We start from the raw sequence: 13,102 nt of genomic DNA on the forward strand, positions 1-13,102 counted from the left end.
TCCGGGGCGCGCCGCCGTCCGCTACCGGACGCCGTGCCGGGGGACGTCGAGCAGGTCCGCGTTGCCGCCCGTGATGGCGTTGATCGATCCCGGATCCGCCAGCAGCTCCTGCGGATAGCCCAGCGGGAACGCGCTGACGGCGTCCAATCGGGCGACCTGCTCCGGGTTCAACCGGAGCTCCGCCGCGGCGAGGTTCGTGCGGAGCTGATCCGCCGTCCGCGGGCCGATGATCGGGATGACGCCCTTCGCCATCGACCACCCGATCGCCACTTCCTCCGGAGTCGTGGCGGATTCCTCGGCGACGGCCTCCACCACGTCGAGGACCTCCGCCTTGTTCCCGTCGGATTCGCGGTGCAGGAACCTGCTGATCGAGCTCTGCGCGCGGCCGCTCTCGCCGCGGCGGTACTTCCCGGTCAGCACGCCGCCGCCGAGCGGCGAATAGCCCAGGACGCCCATTCCGAAAGCGTCCGCCATCGGCAGCAGGTCACGTTCCGCCGCCCGTTCGACGAGGCTGTATTCGACCTGGATCGCGACCAGCGGCGACCATCCGCGCAGCGCGGCGATCGTCGCTCCCGCCGCGGCCCGCCACGCCGGGAAGCTGCACAACCCCACGTGCAGGACTTTTCCCGAGCGCACCAGATCGTCGAAGGCCCGCATGATCTCCTCGATCGGCGTCGCGCCGTCCGACGCGTGCGCCCACAGCAGGTCGACGCGGTCCGTCTTCAGCCGCCGAAGACTGGCCTCGAGCGACTGCACCATCGACTTCCGGCCGTTCCCGGTCATCTGGAGGCCGCTGTCGATCGTCGTGCCCATGGAGTACTTCGTCGCCAGGACGACGTCTTCGCGATCGGTGGCGATCATGTCCGACAGGTATTCCTCGGCGTCGCCGAATTGGTAGTTCGTGGCGGTGTCGATGAAGTTCCCGCCGGCCGCGCGATACCGGTCGTACATGTCGCGAGCCGCCGCGACCGTCGCGCCGTGCCCCCATCCGCCGCCGAAATTCCCCGTTCCGAGCGCCAACGCCGAGACGCGCAGTCCCGACCGCCCCAGAAATCGATAACGCATGGTTCCGACCACTCCCTGGCTCGATGTCCGCACCGGGGAACGCGTTCGGATCACCCCGAGCGCATTCCCGCTCAGATCACCCTGCCGCCAGGCGCTGATACGGTCCATAACGTGGCGTCCGAACTTCTTTACGCATCGTCCGGCGGTCAGGAGCTGGGGACCCGTGATCCGCTCGTGGACGTCATGGAGCTGCTCCACCCGCGGGCCGTCGTGCCCGCACCGCTGCACGCCGCCGGCCGGTGGGCGGTGCGGTACGACCCCTTCCCGCACGTGAAGCTCGGCGTCGTCGTCGACGGCGAATGCCGGCTGAGCCTGGACGGTCTAGAACCGGTGCTGTTGCGCGAGGGGGACTTCTACCTGCTCGGCAACCCGCCGCCGTACGTGCTGGGCAGCTCGCTGGACGCGGCGCCCAGGGCGGCTGCGACGTTGCCGCCCAACGCGGTGGGCCGCGGGTTCCGCATCGGAGCCGCCACCGATGAGGACACCTACACGTGCGGCGTCGATTTCACGTTCGCCGCCGACGACGCGGCACTGCTGCTCGACGTGCTCCCGCCGATGGTGCTCGTCCGCGCGCAGGACCCCAGGGGACCGTTGTTCATGCACCTCGCCTCCCTGCTGGTCGCGGAGATCGAGTCGAGCGGCGTCGGACGTTCCCTCATGCTGGAGCACATCGCGAAGATGATCTTCGTCCACATGCTGCGGGCGCACGCCGACGACGTCGAACGACCCGGCGGTTGGCTCGCCGCCCTCGCCGACGACGGGATCGGCGCGGCCTTGCGGGCGATGCACGCCGACGTCGGGCGGCGGTGGACCCTGGACGAGCTCGCCGAGATCAGCCGGATGTCGCGGTCCACGTTCGCGGGCACGTTCAAGGAGAAGGTCGGCACGGCCCCGCTGGGTTATCTGATCGAGTGGCGCATGCGGCTGGCCCGCGACGCACTGCGCACCGGCGACCGCACCCTCTCGGAGTTGGCGGCCGCCGCGGGCTACCGCTCGGAGAGCGCCTTCAGCACGGCGTTCCGGCGCGTGGTGGGGACCTCGCCGCGGCAGTTCCGCAACGCGGCGCGGCGCGACGGCTAGGACCGCCGCCCGGCAGGCGCGGCGAGCTCCACCGGCCCGGTTCGCGGCCGGTCCCAGCCCGGCCGACCGAGGCCGGCCGGGCTGGCGCTCACTCGGTGAACGCCGGATTGCTGACCGGGGAGCCCTTGCCGACCGGGCTGATCGGCAGCAGCACGCGCCCGGACGGCCCGATCTCGATGTCGGTGCCCATCGTCGGGCACACCCCGCAGTCGAAGCACGGCGTCCACCGGCAGTCGTCCTGCTCCCGCGCGTCGAGGGCGTCCTGCCAGTCGGCCCAGAGCCACTCCTTGTCCAGCCCGGAGTCCAGGTGGTCCCACGGCAGGATCTCGTGCTCCGCGCGTTCCCGGGTGGTGTACCAGGCGACGTCGACGTCGAACCGCGCGAGCTCCTCGGCAGCGCAGTCCACCCAGCGCTGGTACGAGAAGTGCTCGTTCCACCCGTCGAACCGGCCGCCCTCGCGCCACACCCGCTCGATGACGGCGCCGAGCCTGCGGTCACCGCGGGACAGCAGTCCTTCGACCAGCGACGGCTTGCCGTCGTGGTAGCGCATTCCGATGTTGCGCCCGAGGGAGCGATCCGAGTTGACGGCGTGGCGCAGCTTGCGCAGCCGCTCGTCCACGGTCTCCGGGTCGCACTGCGCGGCCCACTGGAACGGGGTGTGCGGTTTGGGCACGAACCCGCCGATGGAGATGGTGCAGCGGATGTCCTTGCGCCCGGAGACCTGCCGACCGGCCCGGATGACCTCCTTGGCCATCTCGGCGATCTGCAGGACGTCCTCGTCCTCCTCGGTGGGCAGGCCGCACATGAAGTACAGCTTCACCTGCCGCCAGCCGTTGGCGAACGCGGCGGACACGGTCCGGATGAGGTCCTCTTCGGACACCATCTTGTTGATGACGCGGCGGATGCGTTCGCTGCCGCCTTCGGGGGCGAAGGTGAGCCCGGAGCGGCGGCCGTTGCGGGACAGCTCGTTGGCGAGGTCCACGTTGAACGCGTCGACGCGGGTCGACGGCAGCGACAGGCTGGTGTTGGAGCCTTCGTAGCGGTCGGCGAGGCCCTTGGTGACCTCGGCGATCTCGGAGTGGTCGGCGGAGCTCAGCGACAGCAGCCCGACCTCCTCGAACCCGGTCGCTTCGAGGCCCTTCTGCACCATCTCGCCGATGCCCTCGGGCGAGCGCTCCCGCACCGGCCGGGTGATCATCCCGGCTTGGCAGAACCGGCAGCCGCGGGTGCAGCCGCGGAAGATCTCCACGCTCATCCGCTCGTGCACGCTCTCGGCGAGCGGCACCAGCGGCTGCTTCGGGTACGGCCACTCGTCGAGCTCCATGGTGGTGCGCTTGAACACCCGGTACGGGACGCGCTCGTGGTTCGGCACGACCTCGGCGATGGTGCCGTCCGCGGCGTAGCGCACGTCGTAGAACTTCGGCACGTACACGCCACCGCTCTCGGCGAGGCGCAGCAGCAGTTCGTCGCGCCCGCCGGGGCGGCCCTCGTCCTTCCAGCGCCGGATGGCGGCGGTGATCTCCAGGACCGATTCCTCGCCGTCCCCGAGCACGGCGGCGTCGAGGAAGTCGGCGACCGGTTCCGGGTTGAACGCGGCGTGCCCGCCGGCGAGCACCACCGGGTGCTCCTCGGTGCGGTCGACGGCGTGCAGCGGGATGCCCGCGAGGTCCAGTGCGCTGAGCAGGTTGGTGTAGCCGAGTTCGGTGGCGAAGCTGACGCCGAGCACGTCGAAGGCGCCGACCGGGCGGTGCCCGTCCACGGTGAACTGCGGGATGCCGTGCTCCCGCATGAGTTCCTCGAGGTCCGGCCACACCGAGTAGGTGCGCTCGGCGAGCACGTCGGAGAGCTCGTTGAGGATCTCGTAGAGGATCATGACGCCCTGGTTGGGCAGCCCGACCTCGTAAGCGTCGGGATACATCAACGCCCACCGCACGGTGGTGGCGTCCCACTCCTTGACGGTCGCGTTGAGCTCCCCGCCCACGTACTGCACGGGTTTGGAGACGCGGGGCAGCAGCGGCTCCAAGCGGTCGAACACGGACTCCACACTCACACCGGCCAGGGTAGTGGCCGGGGTCGCAGCAGGTCCGGGGGTGGTGGGCGCGGCCCCGATCAGCGGTGCCGGGGCCGCGCCGCGGTCCGTCCCGGCGGCGGTCGCGCCGCGCGGTCGGACCGCGCCGGGACCGTCCGGGTTCGGAGCCCGTACGAGCTCAGGGCCCGTCCGAGCCCCGGTCTCGTCCGAGCCCAGCGGCCGTCCGAGTCCCGGGCCGTCCGAGTCCCGGGCCCGTCCGAGTCCAGCGGCCGTCGGCGCCCAGCGGCCATCAGTGCCCGGAGGCCGGCTGTCCTCAGCGGTCGCCTGCATTCAGCGGTCGCCTGCATTCAGCGACCGTCAGTGCTCAGCGACCGTCGACGCTCAGAGGCTGGGGAACCAGAGCTTGATCTCGCGCTCGGCGGACTCCGGCGAGTCGGAGCCGTGCACCAGGTTGTACTGCACCTCCAGGCCGAAGTCGCCGCGGATGCTGCCCGGGGCGGCCTTCTCGACCGGGTCGGTGCCACCGGCGAGCTGGCGGAACGCCGAGATGGCGCGGGGGCCCTCGACGACGGCGGCCAGCACCTGGCCGGAGGTGATGAACTCCAGCAGCGAGCCGAAGAACGGCTTGCCGTCGTGCTCGGCGTAGTGCTGCTTGGCGAGGTCCTCGTCGACCTGGCGCAGTTCCAGCGCGACCAGCTTGAGGCCCTTGCGCTCGATCCGGCCGATGACCTCACCGACCAGGCCGCGCTCGACCCCGTCGGGCTTGACCAGGACCAGGGTGCGCTCGCTCACGTTGCTCTCCTTCGGGTGGACGGCGCGGATTCTCCGCGCCCGTGTTGCGGAAAAGGGTATCGGCGCAGGTGACATGCCCTCCCCCGGGGCGACCGGGGACCCGCTGACCTCGGCCGCGGTGATCATCGGCCGCGGGGTGGCCCGCGGCCGCGGTCCGCCCGCTGGTGTACCCGGATCCGGCGTCGGCCCGGCGACCTGCGGGCGACGAGCGGCTGAATCTCCGGCCCCTGGTGCCGCCGGAGATCGCGGGCTAGATTCGCCCCCGGCCGTACCGACCGGCCGGTCCGACGAGGAGGTCCGGATGCGAGCAGCCGTGCACACCGCCGTGAACGAGCCGATGACCATCGAGGAGATCGCCGACCCGCACCCGAAGGCCGGGGAGGTCGCGATCGACGTGCTCTCCTGCGGTGCCTGCCACTCGGACCTGCACGTGCTCAAGGGCGAGCTGCCGTTCCCGGTGCCCGCCGTGCTCGGCCACGAGGTCGCCGGCGTCGTCTCCGAGGTCGGGCCGGGCGTGACCGGGGTGCGGGTGGGCGACCGGGTGGTCACCAGCTTCATCATGCCGTGCGGCCGGTGCGCGCAGTGCACGCGCGGGAACTCGGAGATCTGCCTGGAGTTCTTCGCGCACAACCGGGCGAAGGGCCTGCTCTACGACGGCCAGACCCGGCTGTTCCGGCCCGGCGGCGAGCCGGTGTGGATGTACTCGATGGGCGGGCTGGCGGAGCGTTCGGTGACGCCGGTGACCTCGGTGTACCAGGTGCCGGACGAGGTGGAGCTGGCCGACGTGGCCTCGGTGGGATGCTCGACGATGACCGCCTACGGGGCGCTGCGGCACGCCGCGGACGTGCGGGTCGGCGATGCGGTGGCGGTGGTCGCCGCGGGCGGGGTGGGCAGTTCGCTGATCCAGCTGGCCGCGCTGTTCGGGGCGTCGACGATCGTGGCGGTGGACATCTCCGAGGACAAGCTGGACGCGGCGAGCGCGCTGGGCGCGACGCACGTGGTGAACTCGGCGGAGGTGGACGCGCCGGCGGCGATCCGGGAGCTCACCGGCGGTCGCGGCGTGGACGTGGCCTTCGAGGCGCTGGGCAGTCCGGCGACGTTCGGCGTGGCCCGCGACTCCGTGGTGGAGGGCGGTCAGGTCGTGGTGGTCGGCATCGCCCCGAAGGGCAGCGTCGGCGAGTTCGACCTGGCGACCATCGCGCGGCGGAAGCTGCAGATCAAGGGCTCCTACGGCGCGAAACCGCAGCGGGACATGCCGGTGCTGCTGGACATGGTGGCGCGCGGCCAGCTGCGGCCGCAGGACACCGTGAGCCGCCGGTTCGCCTTCGACGAGGTGCAGGACGCCTACGACGCGCTGAACCGGCGCGAGATCCGCGGCCGCGCGGTCATCGACATCGCCTGAGCACCCGGGCGCGCCGAACACCCCGGGCGCTCAGCGCCGCCGGTCGGTGTCCAGGCATTCCACCAGCGCGGCGTCGTCGTTGACGACGATGCCGGGCCGGGGTTCGGCGAGTTCGCCGGGCGGGAACGGGAAGCTGCGGGTGCGCAGCGGCGGCTGCCGGTCCTGCGCACGATCCTTGTTGATCTCCATGTGCCATGGATACCGATGATCAACACGGGCGTCGAGGCCACGATCAGGTGCCGTCGCCGAACGGCCCCGCGTTCCCGAACGGCTCCTAGTCCAGCGGATGGCGCCAGCGCAGGCCCGGGTAGCGCGCGAAGCCCCGATCGGCCGTGATCCACTCCGCGCCGTGCTCGATCGCGATGGCGGCGAGGTAGGCGTCGGGGACGTGGTTGCCCGACACCTCGGCTTTGCGGCACAACTCGGTGAAGATCTCCCAATGCCGCGGCCCCGGATCGAGCGAGACGAACGCCGGGGCCGTCCGGATGGCCGCGATCTCCTCCAGCGCTTCCTCCGCCGTGAAACGTCGAGGGAACAACCGGGTGTTCGTGATGATGCGCAGGTACCCGCTGAAGACGATCGAGGGGATGCCCACCGGGGTGGATCCGTTGAGCGCGTCCTCCAACCACGACGCGTACTCCTCGTGCTTCGGCGCGGACACGTTGTGCGCGTTGATCAGAATGTTGACATCGCAGGCGATCACGCTCGGCGTTCCATGGCGTCGAGCACGGCCGCGTTGTCGTTGATGTCGACGCCCGTGCTGGGTTTTCCCAGGTCGTAAGTGCGCAGCCGGAAACGTCCGCGTTCGGGCGCGGCTTGCTGAGCGCGTCGCAGTTCCCCTAGCCGGACATCGTCCTCGATGAGCGCGCTGACCGTCGTGTTCTCCTGAGCCGCCCTGATCTTGAGCTGATCGAGCAGGGCGTCATCGATCGTGATGGTCGTTCTCATGCACGCGAGAATACGCAACCCGCATCATGATGCACCATTACCCGACCAGGCGGTGATCACTGCTCCGGCGGGTAGCCCTCGGGGTGGCCGAGCTGGTCGTACAGGCGGCCTTCGCGCATCCGCTTCGCCACGTCGTGCCGCAGGTACAGCATGTAGCCCCACACGGCCGCGAACAGCAGGCCCATGATCCCGACGGCCGGGTGCACCAGGTAGCAGGCGACCATCGCCACCTGCAGCACCAGCGCGAACGGCAGCCCCCACGGCTTCCGCTGGGTGAACCCGGCGAAGAGCATGAGCACGGTGAGCACCGCGACGGCGGAGAACCCGACGCCGGTGACGCCGCCGCCGAACTGCCACACGACGGGCAGCGCGAGCCCGAAGGTGAGGAACTCCATCACCAGCGTGCCCGCCATGACGCCGCGCAGGCCCTTCCACGGGTCGCGCACGCCGTCCGGCGCGGTGGGCAGGGACAGGAACGATCCGATCTCGGTCACCACGGCTCCTTGCCGAACAGGGCGCGCCCCTCACCGGCGGTCACCACGGACCCGGTGATCACCACGCCGCCACCGGAGACGGTGTCGGAATCGCCGGTGGTCTCCTCCGCCATCTGGATGGCGGTCTCCACGGCGTCGTCCAGGCGGGGCTCCACGACGATGCGTTCCGCGCCGAAGATGTCCTTGGCCAGGGCGGCGAGCTCGTCGGGGTCCATCGCCCGCGGCGAGGAGTTCTTGGTGAGCACGACCTCTTCCACGACGGGTTCGAGTTCCCGCAGCAGCCCGCGCACGTCCTTGTCGGACAGCACGCCGATCACGGCGACGAGGCGGCGGAAGGAGAACTCGGAGCTGAGCGCGTCGGCGAGGGCGCGGGCGCCGTGCGGGTTGTGCGCGGCGTCGACGAGCACGGCCGGTGCGGCGCGGACCCGCTCCAGGCGGCCGGGCGTGATGACCCCGGCGAACGCCTCCTGCACCGCTTCCGGGTCGAGCTTCTGCTCGGCCCCGGCGCCGAAGAACGCTTCGACGGCGGCGAGCGCGAGGGCGGCGTTGCGCGCCTGGTGCTCGCCGTGCAGCGGCAGGAAGATCTCGTCGTAGGTGCCGCCGAGGCCCTGCAGCTTCAGCATCTGGCCGCCGACGGCCACGGTCCGGGACAGCACGCCGAACTCGTTGCCCTCGCGGGCGACGGTGGCGCCGACCTCGGCGACCCGCTCCAGGATGGGGGTCTGCACCTCGGCGGTCTGCGCGGCGAGCACCACGATCGAGTCCGGCTTGATGATCCCGGACTTCTCCCGGGCGATGCCCGCGAGGTCGGTGCCGAGGTAGTCGGCGTGGTCCAGCGCGATCGGGCAGAGCACCGCGATGTGCGCGTCGGCGACGTTGGTGGCGTCCCAGCCACCGCCGAGCCCGACTTCCAGCACCGCGGCCTCGACGGGCGCGTCGGCGAAGGCGGCGAACGCCATCCCGGTCAGCACCTCGAACTTCGACATCTTCACGTCGTGGTGCGAGTCCACGATGGACACGTACGGCGCGATGTCGCGGTAGGCCTCGACGTAGGCCTCCGGGGTGATCGGCTTGTTGTCGATGCTGATGCGCTCGGTGGCCAGCTGCAGGTGCGGGCTGGTGTAGCGGCCCGTGCGCAAGCCGATGCGGGTCAGCAGCGAGTCCACCATCCGGGAGACCGAGGACTTCCCGTTGGTCCCGCCGATGTGCACCACCTGGTAGCTGCGCTGCGGCTCGGCCAGCAGGTCGGTGAGCGCCCGGATGCGGTCCAGCGACGGCTCGATCTTCGTTTCCGGCCAGCGCTCGTTGAGCTCGGCCTCCACCACGCGCAGCTCGTGCAGCGCACCGGATTCGGTGCCGGACAACTGGCACACTCCCCTACCCCGACGACAAACGTCCAGCTCAAGTCTACGTCGGTAAGTCCCGACCCCGACCCCGCGCCCCAACCGCCCCAGGTGAACGGCCCATCAGCCCACCCGCACGAGGCGAATGGGCCACTCACCTCGGCGATCTCGGGGTGTCACGCCGGGAGGTCGAAGCGGCCCGCCTTCGCGCCCGCGACGAAGGCACCCCACGCCCCCGCCGAGAACGCGAACGCCGGACCCGAACGCTCCTTGGAGTCACGGACACCGACCTCGCCGGAGCAGATCCGCACCTCTACGCAGTTGTCGCTGGCCCCAGAACTCCGAGAGCTCTTGAACCATCCCGTGTCCATCACGCCTCCTCGAACTCATCCGCCCCACCACTCCCCCAGCCTCACCGGCCCGCCAGGTGAATGGCCCATCAGCCCAGCCGCACGAGGCGAATGGGCCACTCACCTCGGCGGCGCCGGTCGTCAGGACAGGAAGTCGAAGCGCCCCACCTTCGCCTGCGCCATGAACGCCCCCCATACCGACGAGGAGAACGCGAACGCCGGACCCGACCGCTCCTTGGAGTCGCGGAGACCGACCTCGCCGGACGAGATCCGCACCTCGACGCAGTTGTCGCTCCCGCCGGAACTCCGGCTGCTCTTGAACCACCCGGTGTCCATCACGCCTCCCGACCCCAGCCGATCCACCACATTCCAGTCTTACAACCCGGCCCCGCCAGGTGAATGGCCCATCAGCCCAGCCTCACGAGGCGAATGGGCCACTCACCTCGGCCAACTCAAGACGTCAGGCCGGGAGGTCGAAGCGGCCCGCCTTCGCGCCGGACACGAACGCGCCCCACGCACCCGGCGAGAACGCGAACGCCGGTCCCGACCGCTCCTTCGTGTCGCGGACGCCCACCTCGCCCGAGCAGAACCGCACCTCGACGCAGTTGTCGCTGGCCGCCGCGCTGCGCCTGCTCTTGAACCACCCGGTGTTCGCTGAATTCGTCATCGGCTCATCTCCTGCTCCGTGCGATGGATCAACTTGAGCGCGTCATCGCCGGATGCCGCAAGCCCGGTGAGCGTGTCGAAGGCACGTCGCAACACCACGTCGTGGCGGCGGGCACGCGGGCGCTGGCGGAGCTCGCCGCCCCGGCCGCCGAGCGCTGAGCCCGGGAAGGCGAACGGCCCGCCCGACCAGTGCGGCTGGTCGAACGGGCCGTTCACCTCAGGTGTGGACCGGAGCGGTCACGCCGTCGGCAGCGCCGCCAGGCGGGACTCGATGCGGGCGATGTCGGTCTGCGCCGTCTCGCGGCGGACCTTGATCTTCTCGACGACCTCGGCGGGAGCCTTGTCGGTGAAGGACGGGTTGCCGAGCTTCTTCTCGGTGCCCTCCAGCTCCTTGCGGGCCGCGGCGAGGTCCTTCTCCAGCCGCTTGCGCTCGGCGGCCACGTCCACCGCGCCGGAGAGGTCCAGCTCCACCTCGACGTTGCCGCCGACCAGGCCGATCTCCAGCGACGCCGAGGAGGTGAAGTCCTCGCCGGGTTCGTTCAGCTTCGCCAGCGACCGCACCGCGGGCAGGTGCTCCACCAACCCGAGCGCGTCCAGGCCGCTCAACCGCGCCGCGACCCGCTGGCCGGGCTTCAAGCCCTGGTCCGAGCGGAACCGGCGGATCTCGGTGATGAGCTTCTGGGTGGCCTCCACCCGCCGCGCCGCGTCCTCGTCGGCGGACGTGCCCGCCGCCTTCGGCCAGTCGGCGATGACCACGGACTCGCGGCCGGTGAGCGTGGTCCACAGCGTCTCGGTGACGAACGGGATCGTCGGGTGCAGCAGCCGCAGCAGCACGTCCAGCACGTGCCCCAGCACCTCGCGGGTGCGTTCCGCGCGGTCACCGCCCGCGTCGATCTGGACCTTCGACAGCTCCAGGTACCAGTCGCAGAACTCGTCCCAGGTGAAGTGGTAGAGCGCCTCGGTGGACTTGGCGAACTGGAAGTCCTCCAGCAGTTCGTCCACATCGGACGTCAGCTGGTCGGTGCGGTCCAGGATCCAGCGGTCCGCGTCGGTCAGCTCCGCGCGAGCCGGCAGCTCGGACGGCACCCGCGCACCGTTCATCAGCGCGAACTTGGTGGCGTTGAACAGCTTCGTGCAGAAGCTGCGCGAGCCGGCGACCCACTCCTCGCTGATCGGCGCGTCCGCGCCCGGGTTCGCGCCGCGCGCCAAGGTGAACCGCAGCGCGTCGGTGCCGTAGGTGTCCATCCACTCCAGCGGGTCGACCGTGTTGCCCGCGGACTTCGACATCTTCTTGCCGTGCGCGTCGCGGACCATGCCGTGCAGCGCGATCACGTCGAACGGCGGCACGCCGTCCATCGCGTACAGGCCGAACATCATCATCCGGGCGACCCAGAAGAAGAGGATGTCGTAGCCGGTGACCAGCACGCTGGTCGGGTAGAACTTCGCCAGGTCCGGCGTCTCGTCCGGCCAGCCCATCGTGGAGAACGGCCACAGGCCCGAGGAGAACCAGGTGTCGAGCACGTCCTCGTCCTGGTACCAGCCCTCGCCGGACGGCGGCTCCTCGTCCGGGCCGACGCACACGACCTCGCCGTTCGGGCCGTACCAGATCGGGATCCGGTGGCCCCACCACAGCTGCCGCGAGATGGCCCAGTCGTGCAGGTTGTCGACCCAGTCGAAGTAGCGCTTCGCCATCTCCGGCGGGTGCACCGCGACCCGGCCGTCGCGCACCGCGTCCCCGGCGGCCTGCGCGAGCGGGCCGACCTTGACGAACCACTGCAGCGACAGCCGCGGCTCGATCGGCTCCTTCGACCGGGAGCTGTGCCCGACGCTGTGCAGGTAGGGGCGCTTCTCCGCGACGATGCGGCCCTCGGCGCGCAGCGCCTCGCGGACGGCGACGCGGGCCTCGAAGCGGTCCATGCCGTCGAACTCGGTGCCGGTGCGGGCGATGCGGCCCTGCTCGTCCATGATCGTGAGCATCGGCAGGTCGTGCCGCTGCCCGATCTCGAAGTCGTTCGGGTCGTGCGCGGGGGTCACCTTCACCGCGCCGGTGCCGAACTCGGGGTCGACGTGCTCGTCGGCGACGACCGGGATGCTGCGGCCCGTCAGCGGCAGCTCCACCTCGGTGCCGACGACGTGCCGGTAGCGCTCGTCGTCCGGGTGCACCGCGATCGCGGTGTCGCCGAGCATCGTCTCCACCCGGGTGGTGGCCACCACGATCTCCGCGTCCCCGGAGCCGTAGCGCATCGAGACGAGCTCGCCCTCGACCTCGCGGTGCTCCACCTCGATGTCGGAGATCGCCGAGCGCATCGTCGGCGACCAGTTCACCAGGCGCTCCGCCCGGTAGATCAGGCCGTCGTCGAACAGCTTCTTGAAGATGGTCTGCACCGCGCGGGACAGCCCCGAGTCCATCGTGAAGCGCTCACGGCTCCAGTCGACGCTGTCCCCGAGGCGGCGCATCTGGGACAGGATCGAGCCGCCGTGCTGCTCCTTCCACTCCCACACCCGCTCCAGGAACTTCTCCCGGCCGAGCTCGCGGTGGTCGACGCCCTCCTCGCGGAGCTGCCGCTCCACCAGGGCCTGGACGGCGATGCTGGCGTGGTCCATGCCGGGCAGCCACAACGCCTCGTAGCCCTGCATCCGGCGACGTCGGGTGAGCACGTCCATCAAGGTGTGCTCGAAAGCGTGGCCGATGTGCAGGCTGCCGGTGACGTTCGGCGGCGGGATCACGATCGAGAACGGCGGCTTGTCGCTGTGCGCGTCGGCGGTGAAGTACTCGGCGGCTACCCAGCGCTGGTACAGCTCGGCCTCGACGTCGGCCGGGTTCCAGCTCGACGGAAGTTCACGGGGCTGTGCGGGTGCGCTGGTCTGTGTCACACGCCGATTCTACGAACCGCCCGCGGCGGCCTCACCGGGCCTCACCTCCCGCGTTGAGC

15 protein-coding genes are annotated in these 13,102 nt (G+C 70.7%); 2 read left to right on the forward strand and 13 right to left on the reverse strand.

What is annotated here, in order from left to right; translation table 11 throughout:
- Window positions 1-21: 21 nt before the first annotated feature.
- On the reverse strand, window positions 22-1,293 hold the full coding sequence (locus tag AC29IT_RS14650) for an aldo/keto reductase (protein ID WP_488219025.1): 1,272 nt from the start codon (window positions 1,291-1,293) through the stop codon (window positions 22-24).
- Here AC29IT_RS14650 and AC29IT_RS14655 point away from each other — a divergent pair.
- A complete protein-coding gene (locus tag AC29IT_RS14655) occupies window positions 1,249-2,145 on the forward strand; it encodes an AraC family transcriptional regulator (RefSeq protein WP_488219026.1) in 897 nt (298 codons plus the stop codon). The genes AC29IT_RS14650 and AC29IT_RS14655 overlap by 45 nt on opposite strands.
- 88 nt (window positions 2,146-2,233) lie before the next feature.
- Here AC29IT_RS14655 and AC29IT_RS14660 read toward each other — a convergent pair whose 3' ends face one another.
- Both AC29IT_RS14660 and ndk read right to left on the reverse strand, forming a co-directional pair.
- Window positions 2,234-4,195, reverse strand: a complete 1,962-nt coding sequence (locus AC29IT_RS14660; RefSeq protein ID WP_358434517.1) for a TIGR03960 family B12-binding radical SAM protein — start codon at window positions 4,193-4,195, stop codon at window positions 2,234-2,236.
- 360 nt (window positions 4,196-4,555) lie between these two features.
- The gene (ndk, locus tag AC29IT_RS14665; RefSeq protein WP_224959664.1) at window positions 4,556-4,966 is read right to left on the reverse strand and encodes a nucleoside-diphosphate kinase; all 411 of its coding nucleotides are present in this window, start codon (window positions 4,964-4,966) and stop codon (window positions 4,556-4,558) included.
- Window positions 4,967-5,267: 301 nt separating this feature from the next.
- On the opposite strand from ndk, the gene AC29IT_RS14670 reads away from it, so the two are divergent.
- Window positions 5,268-6,368 carry a zinc-binding dehydrogenase gene (locus AC29IT_RS14670; protein WP_358434521.1) on the forward strand — a complete coding sequence of 367 codons (1,101 nt, stop codon included), beginning with the start codon at window positions 5,268-5,270 and terminating at the stop codon, window positions 6,366-6,368.
- 30 nt (window positions 6,369-6,398) lie between these two features.
- Here AC29IT_RS14670 and AC29IT_RS14675 read toward each other — a convergent pair whose 3' ends face one another.
- The 10 genes from AC29IT_RS14675 to AC29IT_RS14720 all read right to left on the reverse strand — a co-directional run bounded on the left by AC29IT_RS14675 (window position 6,399) and on the right by AC29IT_RS14720 (window position 13,043).
- Window positions 6,399-6,557: a hypothetical protein gene (locus tag AC29IT_RS14675; RefSeq protein WP_224959660.1), complete on the reverse strand. Its 159-nt coding sequence runs from the start codon at window positions 6,555-6,557 to the stop codon at window positions 6,399-6,401.
- Window positions 6,558-6,642: 85 nt separating this feature from the next.
- Window positions 6,643-7,071 carry a TA system VapC family ribonuclease toxin gene (locus AC29IT_RS14680; RefSeq protein ID WP_488219027.1) on the reverse strand — a complete coding sequence of 143 codons (429 nt, stop codon included), beginning with the start codon at window positions 7,069-7,071 and terminating at the stop codon, window positions 6,643-6,645.
- Window positions 7,068-7,316 carry a ribbon-helix-helix protein, CopG family gene (locus AC29IT_RS14685; protein ID WP_358434529.1) on the reverse strand — a complete coding sequence of 83 codons (249 nt, stop codon included), beginning with the start codon at window positions 7,314-7,316 and terminating at the stop codon, window positions 7,068-7,070. The genes AC29IT_RS14680 and AC29IT_RS14685 overlap by 4 nt, the downstream gene beginning before the upstream one ends.
- Before the next feature lie 56 nt (window positions 7,317-7,372).
- Window positions 7,373-7,810, reverse strand: coding sequence for a DUF4233 domain-containing protein (locus tag AC29IT_RS14690; protein WP_358434532.1), 438 nt, complete (start codon window positions 7,808-7,810; stop codon window positions 7,373-7,375).
- On the reverse strand, window positions 7,807-9,174 hold the full coding sequence (folC, locus tag AC29IT_RS14695; protein ID WP_488219028.1) for a bifunctional tetrahydrofolate synthase/dihydrofolate synthase: 1,368 nt from the start codon (window positions 9,172-9,174) through the stop codon (window positions 7,807-7,809). The genes AC29IT_RS14690 and folC overlap by 4 nt, the downstream gene beginning before the upstream one ends.
- A 155-nt stretch (window positions 9,175-9,329) precedes the next feature.
- On the reverse strand, window positions 9,330-9,524 hold the full coding sequence (locus tag AC29IT_RS14700; RefSeq protein WP_488219029.1) for a DUF397 domain-containing protein: 195 nt from the start codon (window positions 9,522-9,524) through the stop codon (window positions 9,330-9,332).
- 120 nt (window positions 9,525-9,644) lie between these two features.
- Entirely contained in the window at window positions 9,645-9,839 is a 195-nt protein-coding gene (locus AC29IT_RS14705) for a DUF397 domain-containing protein (protein WP_358434537.1), read from the reverse strand.
- A 124-nt stretch (window positions 9,840-9,963) separates the two neighbouring features.
- Window positions 9,964-10,170: a DUF397 domain-containing protein gene (locus AC29IT_RS14710; protein ID WP_488219030.1), complete on the reverse strand. Its 207-nt coding sequence runs from the start codon at window positions 10,168-10,170 to the stop codon at window positions 9,964-9,966.
- Complete coding sequence (locus tag AC29IT_RS14715) at window positions 10,167-10,385, reverse strand: hypothetical protein (protein WP_488219031.1); 219 nt, start codon at window positions 10,383-10,385, stop codon at window positions 10,167-10,169. Before AC29IT_RS14715 ends, AC29IT_RS14710 begins: the two co-directional genes overlap by 4 nt.
- A gap of 21 nt (window positions 10,386-10,406) precedes the next feature.
- The gene (locus tag AC29IT_RS14720; protein ID WP_488219032.1) at window positions 10,407-13,043 is read right to left on the reverse strand and encodes a valine--tRNA ligase; all 2,637 of its coding nucleotides are present in this window, start codon (window positions 13,041-13,043) and stop codon (window positions 10,407-10,409) included.
- Window positions 13,044-13,102: the final 59 nt, after the last annotated feature.

It is taken from the genome of Saccharopolyspora sp. MMCC62, from assembly GCF_057736575.1.